Below are 19441 nucleotides of genomic sequence, written 5' to 3' on the forward strand. Positions count from 1 at the left end.
GTTAAGGCAACACTTACTGTATTACCATCAGAGTCCGTTAACATTAAATTGGTACCATCCTGTGATAAACTCACGTTGGTGGTGTTAGTATCAATATCCGTTAAGGCAACACTTACTGTATTACCATCAGAGTCCGTTAACATTAAATTGGTACCGTCCTGTGATAAACTCACGTTGGTGGTGTTAGTATCAATATCCGTTAAGGCAACACTTACTGTATTACCATCAGAGTCCGTTAACATTAAATTGGTACCATCCTGTGATAAACTCACGTTGGTGGTGTTAGTATCGGTGTCATCCTCACCAATCGGAATCCACATTGTTCCATTCCAATAGTAAAACCCTGGAACTAAGTCGGCAGTAGCAGAGGTATTGTAAACAAGTAAACTTGTTGCGGGATTTGAAATAGGATTAGTAACATTAGGTGCTTGTAATGCCACTCTGGGAATTAAAAGACCTTTATTGTTTGCTACAACATCGAGTTGAGCGGAGGAGTTTGGCAAAGGGGTTCCAATACCAACTTGAGCGCTGGCATCCAAAATCATAAATGACAGGCATAGCCATAGCGGCAGAGAGAGGGATTTTTTCATAACATACTTAAGTTATCATACCCTATATTTTCATATAAAGTATGTCTTCGAAATTTCGAAGCAATAGATTTGGGTGGAGCGAATATAGTGATTTACTGTGAATTATATAATTATTTGTCCAATATTTTCATTTCGTTTGTGTAAATGAAAAAGTTTTCGATAGGAAATAAAATATTGTTTTGTAATTATTTTCATATGATTTAATAGGGTTAAAATTTCGTTTTATATCTAAAATTTACATTCGAGTTAAGAATTTCAAAAAATCAAGTCACCGCCTTTTTTTCAATAATTTTTTGCCCTTAAGTCTACATAAGAATATTTCACTAGCCACGAAAACAAGGATTAGATTTTTCATAATTAGGATTTAACCATGGCTTGAAGAGCACCAATTAGTAAAGAACCCTGTGAATCTGTTTCGAGTTAAAACCATTATTAATAAAATATTCTGACTAATAAACGCCGATTTTTAATACTTATCTGTTTTAAACCTGTACCTATTCTCATTTTATTTATACACAACTCTATCAATTTTGTAACATTTCAATAAACATTTGTAACACTATGGACATTTTTACCGATTTGTTACAAATGTTAATTGTAATGTTACAGTAGTTATGCCTTCGGATTTAACAAAATCTTAACTTTAAACGAATCAACTAAACTGTCAGTTCCATTCTGGCTTAAAAATCTTATATGAAGCTAAAACTAATTGTATCCGCACTAATAATCGCAGTAGCATCTATGTTTCTCTTGGGGAATAAATCTTCTTCAATCGAAAGTCTACAAGATCTATCTTCAACCTATTATGACTTGAGCAACTCGGGGATAGAAGATGCTAAAGACGCTACCCCTATTGTAGTTGAGGCTCTGGAAAAATGCAAGGAAAAAGGGTATAAAGGTATCCGTTTTCCTAAAGGTACATTTCACTTTTATCCCACCTATGCGCCGGATTTTTACACAGCCATAACAAATAATGATAATGGTTTGAAACGAACCCCTTTTCCAATCTTCAATTTCAACAATTTTCATATCGACGGAGGAGGTTCGGAATTCATATTTCACGGTAAAATGTTACCATTTATAATTGAGGAAAGTACCAATATAACAGTTTCAGATTTGAGTATTGACTGGGAGATTCCCTTTTTTGCTCAGGGTACCATAGTTGGGAACAATCCTAGCGCCATGACTTTTGATGTACAAATGGAAACACCTTATTTAGTCGAGGATAACCGTATTTATTTAACCATCGAAAGAGAAGATTCGCCTTATGAACAACACTTTGGTCACCGATACGCAAAACAAGAAAAGTATCATCAAAGACTTGGTCAGAATATTATTTGGAACAGAACAACAAAAGCGCCCATTTACAAGCATGGTTTATATAGTGGTTTTGATAACAGTTTTTTCTTTCCTGCTGAAACTTTAAATGATAGCGTTGTGCGACTTAGCACAAAATATAGAGAGGTCCCTCCTGTTGGATCCGTTTTCATTTCAAAAGGCGAGTATCTTAATAACCGGGAAAATCCGGGAATTCGCATATTTAAATCTGAAAACCTATTGTTCAAAGATATCAATGTGTATCACGCGGGAGCCATGGGCTTAATAGCAGAAAGGTCCAGCGATATTACCCTTGATCGTTTCAATGTTGTTTTGAGAGAAGGTAGTAACCGCCTAATAACCACTATTGCTGACGCTACACATTTTTGCAATTGCAAAGGACTTATAACCATCAAAAATTGCACATTCGAAAACATGTTGGATGATGCTACCAACGTACATGGAACGTATGCCAGAATTAAAAAAATTATGGGAGAAAAGCAAATCGCATATGAAACTTATCATCCTCACCAAAAGGATTATTTCTTTGCAGCTATAGGAGATAGTGTTCGCATTGTTGATGAAAATACACTTTTGACCAAATCAGAGATTTTAATTGTTGAAAACGTTAAGCGTATTAATGAAAAGGTGTCGCTACTAACCTTTAATAAATCTATAAAGGGTGTGGCCAATGAATTTGATGGGATTGATAATATTTCCTGGCATGCTTCCGCAAAAATTGAAAACAATACTGTAAAAAATAACCGGGCAAGAGGATTTCTTATTTCAACCTCTCGAAAAGTTGAAGTTCGTAATAATTATATCTCTTCTCAAATGGCAGCCATGCGCATGTCTGGAGATCTCAAATTATGGAACGAATCTGGACCTTGCGACAGCCTCATTATCGAGAACAACCAATTCGTGAATAATTTACACGGCGGAAATAAACAAGCCGTTTTACTTATCGATCCGGAACAAGAATTAAATGAAAGTGGTTCCGATGACAATAGTTATTACCACAAAGATATCATCATTAGAAACAATGATTTTTACGCTTTTGATGCCCCTATTTTAGTAGCCGAATCTGTTGACGGATTGACCTTCGAGTCCAATAGAATCATACAAACGGACGCTTACAAACCTATCTTCCCAAATGAACCTAACCTTACCGTTCATCATTGTAAAAACGTAACTATAAAAGACAATACCTATAAATTACTAACGGGAGAGTTTGCAGACCTTTCGTTAGATACCAATGCAGACTAAAAAACTAACTCAACTAAATTAATTTAAACTAAACACAAATTATGAAAATTAAACTATTATTATTTTTCGTGCTTTTTACCTTCTCCGGGGCAAGCCTCGTCTTGGCTCAGGTAGATGTAAGTGGCGTTGTACGGGACAGTGAAACAAACGAACCATTATTAGGGGCAACTGTTCTCGTTAAAGGAACCAGTAATGGAACTATTACCGGTTTTGATGGATCCTTTCAACTGTCTGTGGCAAGTCAGGATGTTATACTCGTTATTTCATATACGGGTTATCAAACCACAGAAGTTAAAGCTGGAGCCAATTTACAGATCAATTTAAAAGTTGATATTGGAAAGTTGGACGAAGTGGTTATCATAGGTTATGGTACACAAAGGAGAAGTGATTTAACCGGTTCTTTGGCCGGTGTGAAATCAGAGACTCTTATGGAATCTCAAAGCACTGATGTTTTTGCAGCCATGCAAGGTAGAATGGCCGGGGTTCAAATTTCTTCCGACTCGGGTCAGCCGGGTGCAGGAACAAATTTGGTGATTAGAGGGCAGACTTCTATAAACGGAACCTCATCTCCACTTTTTGTAATTGACGGTGTTCAAATTGATGTCAATTATGATGAAGTAGCAACTACAGGTTCTTCACAGGCTAGGATCAATCCTTTAACAGGTATCAATCCGGCCGATATAGAATCCATTGAAGTATTGAAAGATGCTTCTGCTACGGCTATTTATGGATCAAGGGGTGCCAACGGTGTTGTAATTGTAACTACTAGAACAGGTTCAGACGGACGTTTAAATGCCGATTATACGTATAATATAGGTGTTTCCAATGCCATTAAAAAAATGCCTGTTTTATCAGCACAGGATTATCTGATCTATCAAACAGAAAGAGGAAATGGTCAATTTCTGAATCAGGATACCAATAATGACGGTGTTTTTGAGACTCCTAGAAATTTTGATGAATTACGTTCTTACGATTGGCAGGATGAAGGTTTAAGAACAGCTATAACACAGCAGCACCAAATATCGGTTAGAGGTGGTAATAAACAAACCAATTATGCTGCTGGTTTGGGTTACCTAAACCAGGAAGGTCTTGTAATTAATAATAATTACGACCAATACAATTTAAGATTGAGAATTAAAAGTGATGTTAGTGATCGATTGTCGATTGGTTTTAATTCCAATGCATCTTACTCTGTATTAGAAGGTATCGCTAACAGTGGTGGACCCACAAGTTTTACAGGCGTTACACAACAACTTCTTTTAGGAAACCCATGGAATATTCAAACCGAAGATGTTGATCTTACAGATGATGCTTTTATAAGCCCAATCCAATTAATTGAAGAATCTGATAAATCAACAAGTATATCCAGATTATTCGCCAACATGAATATAGACTATAAGATTTCAGATGCTTTTAAATACACTGCTGTTACTGGAGGTAACATTAGCCACTCCAAAGTAAAAGAATTTTATAGTTCAGAAACTGGATGGGGACGATTACAGAATGGTCGTGCAAGAGTGAAGGAAGTGAATACCTACTCCATCAACCACTCTTCTCAGCTACACTTTAACCAAACGTTTGGCTCGGCACATAAAATTGATGCCATGGCTGCTTTTGAGATTTTTCATTACAATTTCGAAGATTTCTTAAATGAAGTTATAGGTTTTGAAAATCAGACTACCGGTGTAAATAATATCAGTGTTGGAACATCCGTTAGTGAATATAGCACTCAAAGATGGAGCACGAATAGACTATCCTATTTAGGAAGGGTTAATTACTCGCTTTTAGATCGATATCTTTTAACAGCGAGTATAAGAGCAGATGGTTCTGATAAATTTGGTGCAGGAAACCGCTGGGGTTATTTCCCATCGGCAGCCTTAGGTTGGAAAGTATCTGATGAAGAATTTATGAAAAACATAGATGCTATTTCTAATCTAAAACTTAGATTAAGTTATGGTGCTACGGGTAATGAGCGTATTCCTCCATATACTTACCTAGCGCAGCTAGATCCTACGTTCTATGCCAGTAACAATAACCTTATCTTTGGTCTGGCACCGTCGTCACTACCAAACCCTAACTTGAAATGGGAGGTAACAAATCAGTTCAATGCAGGTATCGACCTGGGACTTATTGATGGTAGATTAACCATAAGTGCAGATGTTTATAAAAAAATAACGACAGACTTATTGTTAAATGCTCCTATTCCGGCCCAAAGTGGCTTTAATTCACAATGGCAAAACATAGGGCGAATTGACAACGAAGGTCTTGAAATACAAATCACGTCGTATAATATCGACCGAAAAGACTTCTCGTGGAGAACTGATTTTAATATCTCTTTCAACCGAAATGAAGTAAAAGATCTTGGAGGTGCTGAATTTATTCCTGTTACAACCGGCGGAGGTTGGCAGTCCACTGTTGGACGGGTTATCGTTGGTCAGCCCATAGGAACCATGTATGGATATTCCTTTGATGGAATCTATCAAATTGACGATTTTACCTGGAATAACAATAGTGACCCAAATATCCCACACGAGGATAGAACTTATGTCTTAAAGGATGATCTTCCTGTTTATTCGGGAACTGCGCTTCCGGGAAGAATGAAGTATGAAGATGTTAATGGTGACGGATTTATTAATGATGAAGACCGAAAAGTTATCGGAAACAGTAACCCAGTGCATTTTGGTGGGATAAACAATACTTTTAAGTATAAGAACTGGGATTTGTCAGTATTCTTCCAATGGTCTTATGGTAACGAACTTTATAACGCTTCCAAAGTTAGACTTAATGGGGTACAACCGTGGATGAATATTACTGAGGATTATTTTATTAATCACTGGACTCCGGAGAACCCAAGCAATCAATACCCTGCTTACGGATCAATCGACCAACAAATTGCGTCCTCTTATTATGTAGAGGATGGGTCTTACCTAAGACTAAGAACCGTATCTTTAGGATATAGACTTCCTAAAAGTATCACTGATAAATTGGGCATAAATTCGATGCAATTCAATCTTATTGGAAATAATTTAGCAACCTGGACGAAATATACCGGATGGGATCCTGAAGTTAATTTTAACAACCCATTACTTTCTGGGTTCGACAGAATTGCCTATCCGAGAGCAAAGAATTTCACCTTAAGTCTTAAAGCAACATTTTAATAATAAGAATTATGAAAAATTATATTAAACATATATCAATTCTAGTGTTGTTACTGGCAACCTTGTCTTGTGATGATACACTGGAGCCAACGCCGTATTCTTTTACGGCGCCTGAAAATTTTTATAAAACTGCACAAGATGCAGAAATAGCCTTGGTGGGTATTTATAACACACTCACCGCAGGTAGTATTCAAGGAGCGGGTAATGCTTCCTCATTTAGAAGAGATCTGTTCGAGATGTTAGTTGGCGGAACAGGTGAGGGTGTTGTACCCTCAAGATTCGCCAATAGAAGAGGCGCAAACTTTGGTACCGGCGCTTTCACCAGTCAGGACCCTGAGATCAATAATGCCTGGTTTTTTCTATACGCGGGTATAGGTCGTGCGAACAGTCTACTTGAAAACTTACCAAAAATACCGGATGACGGTTTTGGTGGTACCAGAAAAGCACAAATTGAGGGAGAAGCCAGACTTTTGAGAGGCTATTTTCATATGATGCTCTCCATGATGCATGGCGCCATCCCAATCTACACCAGAACTGATGAAGACCCATTAAAGGGAAGACAATCTGTTCAGGAAGTATACACTCAGATCATTTCTGATTTTGAATTCGCATACCAAAATTGCGTCGATAGAGGCCCTTTGGCTGCTAGTGCTAATAAATGGACTGCTGCCGGACTTTTGGTAAAGGTTCATACTTACCTTGCCAGTATGAAAACCAACGGGTTAAGTGATTTTGGCTATGCTCCTAATAATTTTGATTGGGTTGATGCCAACGCCAGTTACAGCAGTGCTGTAACCATTTCGGAAGATATAGTAAATAACAGTGGTTATTCGCTAACCGCAAACTATGATCGACTTTTCAGAGCATCGACAAAATCGGCACAAGCTGAAGAAGTTATGCTATCAGCAGAAGGGTCATCAGATGCCTCACAACAGGTAATTACAATCGTTGTAAACAACTTTATTCCTCAGGGAAATGCTAACACAGTTGGCGGTGGTTCAGGTTGGACGCGTCCTACGGGAGAATTGTATAACCTGTATGATGCCAATGATTTTCGATTCAGTCATAATGTATCCGGGAATTTAGGAGGAAACCCGTCTGTTCTTGATGTTTTAGAAATTGATGGTGTCAGATATTATCAACCAAGAGCTCTTGGTGGTCCAAATTCAGGAACTATGAGTGTTGGTAAGTACCGAATGGTAGACCCTGCTCAAAAATCATTTGCCCCCTGGGCTACTGGTCTCTCCTTCGCGCTGTTACGCTATGGTGATATTCTATTACTTCGTGCGGAGGCTCTCTATTTTACAGGAGATGAACCAGGAGCAAGAGAAATTTTAACGGAGTTACGCCAACGTTCTGTAATTGCTCCCGGGACTGTAGATGATTTGAACACAGCCTATTTCAATTCAGATTTTGTTAAAGAGTTACAGGAAGAGCGCTCTAGAGAACTTTGTTTTGAGGTCTGGCGTAGAATAGATCTGGCCCGATTCAACATATATGATGAAACGATAAATTCACTAGATCCAAATAATGGGTTTTACAATGACGATGTAACCTTATTGCAACAAAACTGGAGATCAGAAAAGGTATGGTTTCCAATACCATTACAGCAAATCGATTTAAATGAAAATCTTGTGCAAAACCCTGGATACTAAATCAATAATTAGTTATTAATTAGTCAAAAAGGGCTATGTTGGATTTGAGTATCAAGTCGGACGTAGCTCTTTTAAATATTTTTATAAAATCAAAATGAAGAAGTTTCTAGTAATTCATATTATTCTATTTAATTTCTTATTGCTACCACACCTTTCGGCGCAGTCAAAACCTAATGTCGTCATTCTCTTTGTAGACGATTGGGGTTGGTCAGATGTTGGTTACAGAAACGATAGATTTTATACGCCCAACATCGATCAATTAAAAAGCGATGGTATGGAGTTTGTCAGGGCTTATATCCCTACACCCACCTGTAGTCCTAGTAGGGCAAGTTTGCTTACTGGCAAAGAAGCCATTCGCTTAGAAATGCCGCGTCATATAGAACATAAAAATAAAGATGGAACCAATGATGAGAAGTACAATTATTGGAAAAATGATCCTGCGAACATGCCGTCCATAAATTGGCTTCCACTTCATGAAATCACTTATGCTGAGGTATTGAAAGATCAGGGCTACTTTAATAATTTTATTGGAAAATGGCATTTAGGTCACGAACCTTATTACCCCATTTATCAAGGTTTTGACGACATGTTCGGAACAGGTAATTGGGGACACCCAAAAAGTTATTACCCCGACTTTTTTAAGGATGATTTACTGGAAGATTATACCGATGAATACCTCACAGATGTTTTGACTGATAAGGCTGTTAATTTTATTGATAGCTACGATCGCCCTGAGCCTTTTATGATGACGCTTTGGTACTATAATGTTCATTCCCCGCATGTTGGAAGAAAAGATCTGGTAGATAAGTTCCTAAAAAAAGGCTATGAAGAAAAAGAAGCTATTTATGCTGCTATGGTTGCAAGTATGGATGAATCTGTTGGAAGCGTCAGAGCCGCTTTGAAGTCTAAAGGAATCGATAAAAACACTGTTGTATTACTCATTTCCGACCAGGGTGGCTTTTATAGTAATGCTCCCCTTTCCGGTGGTAAAATTGGTGGGAATACTCTGGGTGAAGGAGGTGCCAGAGTACCGTTTTTGGTTTATTATCCCGGTGTAACAACACCCGGATCAGAATCTAACACGCCGATTCAAACCATAGATGTTTTCCCTACCCTCGCGGAAATTGCCTCCAACAAAACTTATAAGTCTCGCAAGATCCAGGGCAAAAGCCTTTTACCCGAAATGCGGGGTGAAAAACTAAAACCTCGAGACCTGTTTTTTTACCGAAGTTATGAAGACCAATATGCAGCCATCATGTCCGGCGATTGGAAGCTTATTAAATACAGAAGCGGTAAGTATGAATTATTCAATGTGGTTGATGATATTTCTGAGAAGAAGAACTTGATAGGAAAAGGTTTTACCATCGAAAAAAAATTGAAAAGAAGGCTGAATAAATGGGAACAAAAAGCAGTTCCGGTTTATGATTAATGAGAAATGCTTACTTGTAAATTAACTATTTAAAAATGAAAAGATTAATTGCTTTCCTTACATTGATTTTCGCGGTGCTAAACCTTAAAGTTGCCGTTGGCCAAGAATCTACTGAGCGAAGTTCTCTGGAAGAAAAACAAGTATTTGAGGCAGATTTTCCAAAAACCCTTTCGTTTCGAAGTGATAAATGGCTCTTAACGGCACCATATGATACCTGGGATAAAAGGCATATTCAATATGATGGTATCACAAAAAAGTATCTACAAGAGGAGGTAAATATGCCTGTAGTCGCCGCCCAGCGAGCTAATACCTACGCGAAAAAACATCCTGAAAAATTAATGCTTGTCCATTTAAATGGCGAAGGCAAGTCGGTTAACGATAAGGCTACTTTCAAATTATATTTTCCGGGGCACTGGGTTTATGAGAAAGGTAGTACACCGGCTCATGATATCAACAAGAATCAGAATAAAATTATTTTAAATGATGCAACGCCTTTTTCTTTAAAAGCCTATACGGTTCATGGCAAGGATATAGGCGTTGATTTTAAGCCTCATGATATCTTGTTAGTGAAATTAGATGAAAACGGAGATCGAATCTGGGATGAATATGAATTTGCTTCCATTATTAATATCGATCAGGAGACCAATGAAATTGAAATAAAGAGAGGACAATACGGAAGCAAACCTCGGAATTTTAATCAGCATGATACGTATATCGCGCCAATTGCAGCTGATATTTGGGGTGGAAATCTGATGTATTACTATAATTTATCCTCTTCCTGCCCCCGAGACCAAAATGGTCATACCGCTGCGGATGTTTTTGTGAGCGAAATGAAAGATTGGTTTGGAAAAGGTGGCGTATTAGAAAATCTTGATGGCATTGGATTCGACGTCAATTATTTCAATGTAAAACATAAAACATGGGATTGTAATAACGATGGTCAAATTGATAATGGTTACATAGATGGCAAGAATATTTGGCGGGAAGGTGATATCGCCTTTTTACAGAATATTCGAGACACATTTGGTCCGGAATTTATTATTACGGCTGATGGATGGAATGATAATATGCAAAAGGCCGTGGGCATTTTAAATGGCATGGAAACAGAAGGCTTGTGCAGATGGAATGATGGATTCAGACAAATATCAAGAACCATCAATCAGCACACCTACTGGAATCTACACAATACTGCCAAATATAAATTTAGCTACATTACTGCAAAGCTCAGAAATCCGGCAGACGAAAAAATTGCTGACCAGTTGAGGCGTATGGGATTAGGTTTATCCAGTTGTCTTGGGGTGGCTTATTCTCCATCACCAACACTGGAAATACCAGAAATTATTGGGGGTAGCCTGAACCAACCTAATTGGTTGGGACAACCCCTAGGAGCCATGCAATATGTATTGGGTGACCAGGAAGAAATCTTTTTAGGTAAAGGATTAACTATGGACGTCGATCTGGTAAAAAAGTTTGATCTGAAAGACAAGATACACCAGATTCAAAATAACCAGTTGATCATTAAAGGAGCTTCAGAGAACCGACGCAAGGACATGATCATTCCGGGACCGGATCTTAAGGTTGCTTCCGGTGATCTTCTCATTTTGTTTGAAGCTAAAGATATTGACGGTTTTGTAGATCTTGGCAATGGTAGCCTGGTTCCACGAAAGATCAACATTAAAATGAAAGGACTTCCGCAGTACCCGGAGGAACCCATGAGAGGTCATCTATTGTATAATAACCTAGCAGGATTTATGGGTGTAAATGGATACACACCACTTATGTTCTATTTCAGAAATGTTGGTGGGGCCGATCTAAAAATGATTTTAGAAATAGAAGAGCAAGGTGCTTTTGCAATTCGAAACTTGCAGGTATTTAATTCACCTTGTCTTATTTCAAGAGAATTTGAGAACGGTCTCGTGGTTGTTAATCCTTCATTTGAATCGATCAATATAGATCTTAAACAAGTGACTTCAAAAGAGACAAACTACCGAAAACTAGACACTTCTAAAGAAGGTAAAAAAGACTTGAAAATTAACAACAATACCTCAGTTAAAGTGCCTTATCTGGATGCACTTTTTCTAGTGAAAAACTAAACCCGGGAACCTATTAACAAGGTCTCAATTAGAAACATGATTTTCGAATTTAAAAAATCAGACAAAATGAAATCAAATTTTACTAATTTTTTTATGTGCCACATTCCAACATTTATGGAAATAATTCATTCATTTAAATTAAGGACACAAGCTGAGAGAAAAGAAACGTCCTATAATATGACAAAAATATTCATACCTCTTTTAATCATAGCCATGTCAGCCAATTTGAGTATGGCAAAAACATCTGATCCGGTCATTATAAAACCCATTGATGGAGATATGACGCCCAAAATTCATCAAATACTGGAGGAGACCGAAACGAAGGACATCCACCTGATATTTGAAAAAGGCGTTTACAGGTTCATGCCGGATTATGCCGCGGGAAAATACCTCGAAATTACGAATCATGGAAATGGGTATAAACGCATTATTTTTAACTTTAATAAATTTCGAACAGTAACCATTGAAGGTAACGGGGCAGAATTTATTTTTCATGGTCTGGCCATGCCTTTTCTCTTTGAAGGCTGTGAAAGTATTAACGTCAGTAATCTGGTAATCGATTGGGACATCCCTTTTACTTTTCTAGGAGAAGTTATAGCTGTCAATGAAAAAGAAGGTTGGCGCGACATTAAACCTTTTAAAGATGGTTTTTCCTGGAGGCTCAGACAAGGACAATTGGAATTTCCCAATATTGATGACTTCAATTATGTTTATCCGGGTAGTACATTGGCATTTGATCCCGTGGAGAAACGCCCGGTGCATGGCGCTTGGGATATTCATAGTAAACCTCGATGGGTGGAAAAACTACAAAATGGTAATTTAAGATTTCATGAACCCCTCAGGCATTATCCGCCTGTTGGTTCTTTACTGAGTTCCAAAGGCGATCGAGAGCACGATCGTTATGCCCCAGCATTCGATTTTAAAACCTCATCAAATATAACTCTCAATGGTATTATAATACATCATGCTTTGGGCATGGGGTTCCTTTTTGAACGTTCTGAAAATATTAAATTGGTCGATTGTGGAATTTATCTGCGCGAAGGTACAAACCGTGTTATTTCGTCAACAGCTGATGCGACCCATTTTTGTAATTGCAAAGGGTCTATTCTGATAGAAAACTGTAGATTCGAGAATATGCTAGACGATGGCACCAATGTTCATGGTACTTATGTGGAGGTCGATGACGTGATAGACAATAAAACCCTTCGCACAAAACTTATGCATTTTGAACAGCGTGGATTTGAATTTGCAGCTCCGGGGGACGAGATCTGGTTCATAAAACAACCATCGCCGGAGCGCAGGGAAACAGCGGTGGTTAGTAAAGTAAAATTCATAAATGATACATTTATTGAAATTAGTTTTGAATCTCATCTTCCGGAAGATCTAAAACCCGGGGATATTTTAGAAAACAAGACGTGGAATCCTGAATTCACGATGCGAGGTTGTACTATTAGAAACCACCGAGCCAGAAATGTTGTTCTTAAAACACCGTTGAAAACTGTGATTGAGGGGAATCACTTTTCATCCATGATGTCATCCATATTTTTCCGTGGTGAAACGTTTTTCTGGTTTGAATCCGGAGCAGTAAATGATGTCATTATTCGAAATAACACCTTCGAATACTGCGCTTACAGTGGATCAGAACATTCTGTGCTTAATATTACACCGCGACTCGGCAAAACGTTTGACGCCTCCGCCCTATACGACCGTAATATTCGTTTTGAAAACAATACCATCCATACCTTTGGAAACAGAATTGTAAGCGCAGATAGGGTTGATGGTTTGATCATCAAAAACAACACGATCATCAAAACATTTGAAGCGGAAGAGCTTTATCCAAATACACCTCTTATCGATTTGACCAATTGTCAAAATATAGTGATAAGAGGGAACAGTTATGAGGGAAATTGTGAAACAGCCATCAAAGCCGATGAAAAAAGCAAATTAACTTTGTCAGCAAAGGACAACAAGGGTTTTAAATAGGGAATACGAAGATCAATAAGCCCTAAATAGAATTGCTTTTTTCTTTCAAATTAGCCAAATATTCTGTAGCGGTAACATTCATGATCTTTTTAAAGTTGTTATTAAAATTAACATAGTTGTTAATGCCCACCGCATTCATGGCCTCTTGTACACGGTTACAGCCATTATCAAACATGTCTACGGCATATCTTATTTTAATTCTGGTAATGATACTTTTTCCGGTTTCACCTACCAGAGTTTTCAATTTACGATGTAAATGCATTCTACTAAGTCCAACTTCTGATGCCAAATCACTAACCGTAAAATTAGGATTATCAAGATTGCTTTCGATAACCTGATTTATGTTTTTGATTAGCTTTTGATCGTAGGAAGTATAATGGGATTTGACATCCAGGTTAATGTTTTGGTCCAACAAATAGGTTTTGAATTTGTTTCTGGTCTCGAGGATATTATTCACCTTTGTACGCAAAACTTCAGAGTCGAAAGGTTTGGTAATGAAATCCCACGCTCCAGCTTCCAGTCCCTTTTTTTGGAATTCTAATTCTGTTTTTGCCGTTAGGAAAATTAGTGGAATATGAGACGTATCCTTATTTGCTTTTAAATTTTTACACATATCAATACCATCCATTATAGGCATCATGATGTCACTTATTATAATATCTGGAAGATTTTCTTGAGTCATATGCAAGCCTTGTTCCCCATTACTGGCCTCTACGATAGTATACTCATTTTGCAGGCTGATCTTGAGATAATTTCTAAGTTCATGATCATCTTCTACAATAAGTATGGTCTCCCCTTTTTCAACGACTTCTTCATCAAAAACAGTATCTTCCCGATCTGTATTATCAAAAACTTTTTCTTGATTACTTTCTACTGCTCCTTCAGAGTAATAATTCCGTGAAATTGGCAGCGTGATCTTAAATCTCGTACCTCCTAAATCACTATCCTCTACAGAAATTTCCCCACCATGAGCCTTAATTAGACTTTGTGCTAAATGCAATCCTATTCCTGATGATGCACGATCTTTGCCGTGATAAAAACGCTCAAATATCAGTTCTTTTTTATCATCAGGAACGCCCGGACCACTATCACTTACCGTTATGATGGCATATTTAAGATCATTTTCTTTTTCAACTTTCAATGAAATATCGATAACCCCACCTGTGGGTGTATATTTAAAAGCATTCGACAAAATATTATAAAATCCCTTTTCCAGCACATTTCGATCAAAATATCCCTCACATTTATCAAGATTTAACCTCAGGTCGATGTGCTCATGTTGTACGACCCATTGAAAGGCTTTTGTGTAATCAATGATCGACTTCCTAAGGTCTGTTTTGGTTACCCGAACAAGGTTTTCTCCTTCCGATATTTTTCCAAAATCCAATAATTGATTTACCAGAAAGTTCATGCGCTGAATATTTCGGGAAACGATCTCCAGACACATGTTTTTTTGTTCCTTACTCAAGGTTTGGTTCATAAGATCATTAAATGGAGCAAGTATCAGTGAAAGCGGTGTTTTAAACTCATGTCCAACATCAACAAAAAATCGAAGTTGCCTTTCCCTTAGTTGCTTGTCCTGGTTAATCTTAATTTGATCTAATTCAATTTGATGGTCCAGTTTCTGTTTGTGGAACCAAAAGTAAATGAAGCCTAGAATAATAAAGCAAATTATAATCGCATAGATCAAATAAGCATGAGTCGTTTTCCATGGTGAGGGAATAATAGAGATTGGTAGCGTAATACTGTTGTTGGCCCAGTTTCCTTCGTTATCCTCAACCTGTACTTGCAATGAATAACTACCGGGATCCAGGTTTGAATATGATATTACAGGATTTGAGGACGTATAAATCCAATTGCTATCATAGCCTTCAAGGCGATACCGGAGATTATTTCTTGCAATTTTTGAATAGTTCGTTCCATTAAACGCAATCGATAAATTATTCTGCCGGTGGTTTAATTTCAAGTGTTTCGTAGCGTTGATATTCTCAGTTAGAATTACTGATCCAAATAATTCCACACCCGGATTAACCAATTCGTTATTTATCTTGAGATTCGATAAAAGTAGTTTAGGATGATTAGGATCAGGTGAGATCTCGAGTGGATTTATATAATTCACACCATTAGTTGTACCGAAGTACACATGGTCTCCGTAATACGCAGATGCTTCGGTCATGCTTGAAGAACGAAGGCCATCATCGGATGTCAATATTTTTACTTTACTTGTTTTAGGGTTGAAGTGAATCAGACCATGAGAATTGCTAAGCCAAAGATTATTGTTTGGATCTTCGGTAATATTCATGATCTTTTTATCTATAACACCCTCTACTTGAACTTGTTCAAAGAATTCAGTGTTTGCTTCTCTTTTAAAAAGACCAACATCTGTACCAACCCATATGGTATTATTTTTTGACCTGTGGAAACACCAAACAGACGTATTCGCAATAGGATGTCCCTTTGAATCCCTTAGAATCTCTTTATCATTTCGGGTGAGTCTACCATCATCTTCAATATTAAGTACTATTAAACCTTTAGAAATGGTCCCAATAAATATTTGATTATAATTAGGGTCAAACAACATTCTAAATATGTGGTATTGACTTAAATCTTGAAGGTGTGTAAAATCTTCCCAAAGCCACTTTACTTCATTATGCTCTTTGATGAGTATCCCTCTTGTAGTTCCAATAAAAAGACGATCAAAATCATCTTTCTCTACACACCTTATATTGGTAGGGTTATTTGAGTTTTTAATAACTTGCTCAAGGGTGTTATCCTCCTTAAGTATCTGTAGACCTCTATTGGAACACACATAAATGGTCTCATCAATATTAACAATTTGATTGACATAATTGATATTAAGATCCGTTATTTCTTTTAAAAGATCAGTCTTCAAATCATAATTGAAGAGTCCTTCATTACTAATCCCAAGAATAAGATTTGAGCCCGTAACCAACATGGCCCTCACATTCGGGCCATTAAGACTTTGTAGATCAATGGAACTAAATCCTGTGTTATGAAGATTGGTATAGCAAAGTCCGTGTCTGTTGCCTACCCAAAGATTATTAAATCTGTCGTGATATAATTTTAGAACGGTATTACTAAGTAAACCCCTGGGATTGGCTATAGAACTTTTAATTTGGTTGATAAAATTCAAAGCCTTATCCAACTTCAGAAGGCCACTGTTCTGGGTGCCAATCCAGATATTTCCCTCCATGTCCTTTGTCATGGAAATGATAGATAAATCAGGGATTTTAAGGCTATTAAATTCTTTTATTCCTTCAAGTTTGTCTACTGTAAAAAGTCCCGAAATACCACCAGCAAGAATGGCCTTATCAGTGTATATCAAACTTGTGAATGTAAGATTTTCCGGAATTGGGAGTTTTGTGAATTTTTCATCCTTCAAATGAAAAATTCCATTGTTACCTGCAAAATAGATATCTCCGGAAGGTAACTGAATGGCATCTCTAAAATGATTATTTTGAACACTGGAAATAAACTCAAATACCGGTTCAACCTCATCTTCAACCAATCTAAGAATGCCTGTTGATGTTATGGCAAATAAGGTATTATCACTGGCTTGAAGAAAATTAAAAATAATCCCGGTATCCTCGGGAGATCTAACGCGAATAAACTGGTCTTTTAAAAGTGAATAATAGGAAAAACGCCCGGATTCCGTCCCTATCCATAATCTTTTGTTATTGTCCTCGAAAAGTGAACTAATCCGATTATCCGGAAGGCTGGCAAGATTTGCCGTTTCTCTCCGAAACGTCTCTAGATTTCTTCCATCGAAACGATTAAGACCATCATAAGTGCCAATCCAAATGAATCCATAACTATCTTGAATAATGGAGTTGACATCATTTTGGGATAAACCATCCTCAACCGTTAAATTTTTAAAATAGAGATCCTGAGCATATAATGGGTTTAAGATTATATAACCTATAATTAAAAAAACTAGACATATAACTGGTTTTGCTTTTTTGAGATAACCCATCATAAGGTCGGTTTTAAGTTTCTAATGTAGAAGATAATTATTTTTCGCAGAACATTTATTACCAATTAAACAAAACTCATATACTGATAATTTCTGATTAAGTGATACGATTTAAAATACAACCCTAATGTTTAAGAATTATAAACCTATTGAAATATAACTTCTTTAACACCATTATTATAATCTTTACCTCTTAAGGTTTCAAAAAGCTGTTTCATTTCTTGAAGTTTTTCTGGATTAGACTGTGCTAAGTTCTCTTTTTGACCGGCATCATCAACAACATTATACAATTGTTCATCAGGTAAATTTCCAACTTCAATACCAACGGCTTCCCTAAAATTTCTTCCTTCATAGACAGGGATATATATCCAATCGCCACTTCGTAACGCAGTTTTTCCGGTTGCTTCTAAAATTAAATGATCTCTACCTTTTTCAGAATTCCCTAGAAGCGGATCTAATAGATCTTTACTGTCTGTGTTTTTAACTTCAGTATTCAATAAGCTTGCTAAAGATGCAAGCAGATCCATCTGGCATACAATAGCATCGGAGACCGCAGGCTCGATTGTACCTTTCCAATAGGTTATAAATGGAACTCTAGTTCCAGCCTCAAAAATACTGTATTTACCACCTCTTAAACCTCCGGCGGGATCGTGATTACCCAACTTCTCAACCGCATCATCATAATAACCATCATTTAGTACCGGACCATTATCACTTGAGAAAATAATCAATGTGTTTTCCAATAGTCCTTCTGTTTCCAAAGTCTTAACAAACTCTCCAATGCACCAGTCGGCTTCTAAAATAACATCCCCTCTGGGACCCATTCCGGATTTACCTTCAAATCTCGGGTGTGGTGTCCTGGGAACATGTGGTTGTTGCATCGCATAATACAAGAAAAAAGGATTGTCTTTATGCGCTTTCACATAGGCTTGAGCCTTTTCTAAAAAGTGATCTGCCATATCAACATCACTCCATTTTGCAGAATCTCCTCCTTTCATAAAACCTATTCGCGGAATCCCGTTTACGATACTATTATTGTGACCATGGTGCCATTTCATGGTCAGCATTTCCGGGTGACTTATGGCCGTAGGTTCATTTTCAAAATTTTTAAAATAATCGACTTCAATGGGATCATTTTTGTCCAGTCCAACCACATTCCCATTTTGGATATAAACAGTCGGAACACGGTCCTGCGTTGCAGCAAGAATATAGGATTCATCAAATCCAACTTCATTAGGCCCGGGAGAAATATGCTCATTCCAATCTATAATTCCTGTTCCTAAACCTAAATGCCATTTTCCGATGATGGCCGTATCATAGCCCTCTTTTTTAAATAATTTGGGTAAGGTTATTTGAAGCGTATCAATTAAAAGAGGCGCTGTTCCCGGTAAAATTTTTGCCTTTTTATTTCGCCATGGATAAACCCCGGTGAGTAATGCATATCTACTTGGTGTACATGTTGCAGAAGACGCGTAAGCATTGGTGAACTTTATGCCGCCATTTGCTAGGGCATCGATATTAGGTGTTTCCAACTCGGTTGCATCGTATGAGCTTAGATCGCCATATCCGAGGTCATCCAAATAAATAACAATGACATTTGGTTTTGTTGCGGCGATAGGTGTCTCTGAATCTTCTTTTTTATGTGAAGAATTACAGTACATTGCTATTAGGGTGATGAATAGTATGATGCTGTTTCTCATCTTTAGTTGTGTTTATAGTTTTTTCTTAAGTCTATTAAAATCTAATAATAACCCAAGCCACAAATTGAGGCTAGGTCTAAACGTCCAATTTGTAACTAAACTATTAAATTTTAAAGAATCAAATACATGTATTTCTCCAAAAATCATGCACATGTTACATTTTGTTACGTCATTGTTACGGAACAAAGCATGAAAAAATCAAATGACATGTACATTTGAAAATAGAAGCGGCAATGTATTTATTTCAACCAAAATA

Annotated in this window: 8 protein-coding genes and 1 pseudogene; 6 read left to right on the forward strand and 3 right to left on the reverse strand. The window is 37.2% G+C overall.

The genetic code is table 11. The features are described 5' to 3' along the window. Nucleotides 1–590: pseudogene (locus V8G61_RS14880) on the reverse strand (hypothetical protein); the annotation flags it as partial. A gap of 693 nt (nt 591–1283) precedes the next feature. Between V8G61_RS14880 and V8G61_RS14885 the strand changes: the two are divergent. From V8G61_RS14885 to V8G61_RS14910, 6 genes are all read left to right on the forward strand, one after another. Next, nucleotides 1284–3173, forward strand: coding sequence for a right-handed parallel beta-helix repeat-containing protein (locus tag V8G61_RS14885; RefSeq protein ID WP_394876688.1), 1890 nt, complete (start codon nt 1284–1286; stop codon nt 3171–3173). 41 nt (nt 3174–3214) lie between these two features. Beyond that, nucleotides 3215–6331, forward strand: a complete 3117-nt coding sequence (locus V8G61_RS14890) for a SusC/RagA family TonB-linked outer membrane protein (protein ID WP_394876689.1) — start codon at nt 3215–3217, stop codon at nt 6329–6331. Between the two features lie 11 nt (nt 6332–6342). Continuing rightward, nucleotides 6343–7986, forward strand: coding sequence for a RagB/SusD family nutrient uptake outer membrane protein (locus tag V8G61_RS14895; RefSeq protein WP_394876690.1), 1644 nt, complete (start codon nt 6343–6345; stop codon nt 7984–7986). A gap of 94 nt (nt 7987–8080) precedes the next feature. Further along, nucleotides 8081–9415, forward strand: coding sequence for a sulfatase (locus V8G61_RS14900; protein ID WP_394876691.1), 1335 nt, complete (start codon nt 8081–8083; stop codon nt 9413–9415). 35 nt (nt 9416–9450) lie between these two features. Further along, nucleotides 9451–11508 carry a hypothetical protein gene (locus V8G61_RS14905; RefSeq protein ID WP_394876692.1) on the forward strand — a complete coding sequence of 686 codons (2058 nt, stop codon included), beginning with the start codon at nt 9451–9453 and terminating at the stop codon, nt 11506–11508. Nucleotides 11509–11685: 177 nt separating this feature from the next. Next, nucleotides 11686–13491, forward strand: a complete 1806-nt coding sequence (locus V8G61_RS14910) for a right-handed parallel beta-helix repeat-containing protein (RefSeq protein ID WP_394876693.1) — start codon at nt 11686–11688, stop codon at nt 13489–13491. Nucleotides 13492–13513: 22 nt separating this feature from the next. Here the strand turns inward: V8G61_RS14910 and V8G61_RS14915 are convergent, their stop codons facing one another. Beyond that, the gene (locus V8G61_RS14915; protein WP_394876694.1) at nt 13514–17488 is read right to left on the reverse strand and encodes a two-component regulator propeller domain-containing protein; all 3975 of its coding nucleotides are present in this window, start codon (nt 17486–17488) and stop codon (nt 13514–13516) included. Between the two features lie 143 nt (nt 17489–17631). Next, nucleotides 17632–19146, reverse strand: a complete 1515-nt coding sequence (locus V8G61_RS14920; RefSeq protein WP_394876737.1) for an arylsulfatase — start codon at nt 19144–19146, stop codon at nt 17632–17634. Nucleotides 19147–19441: the final 295 nt, after the last annotated feature.

The sequence above is a fragment of the Gaetbulibacter sp. M240 genome, assembly GCF_043876815.1.
Lineage (GTDB): Bacteria > Bacteroidota > Bacteroidia > Flavobacteriales > Flavobacteriaceae > Gaetbulibacter_A.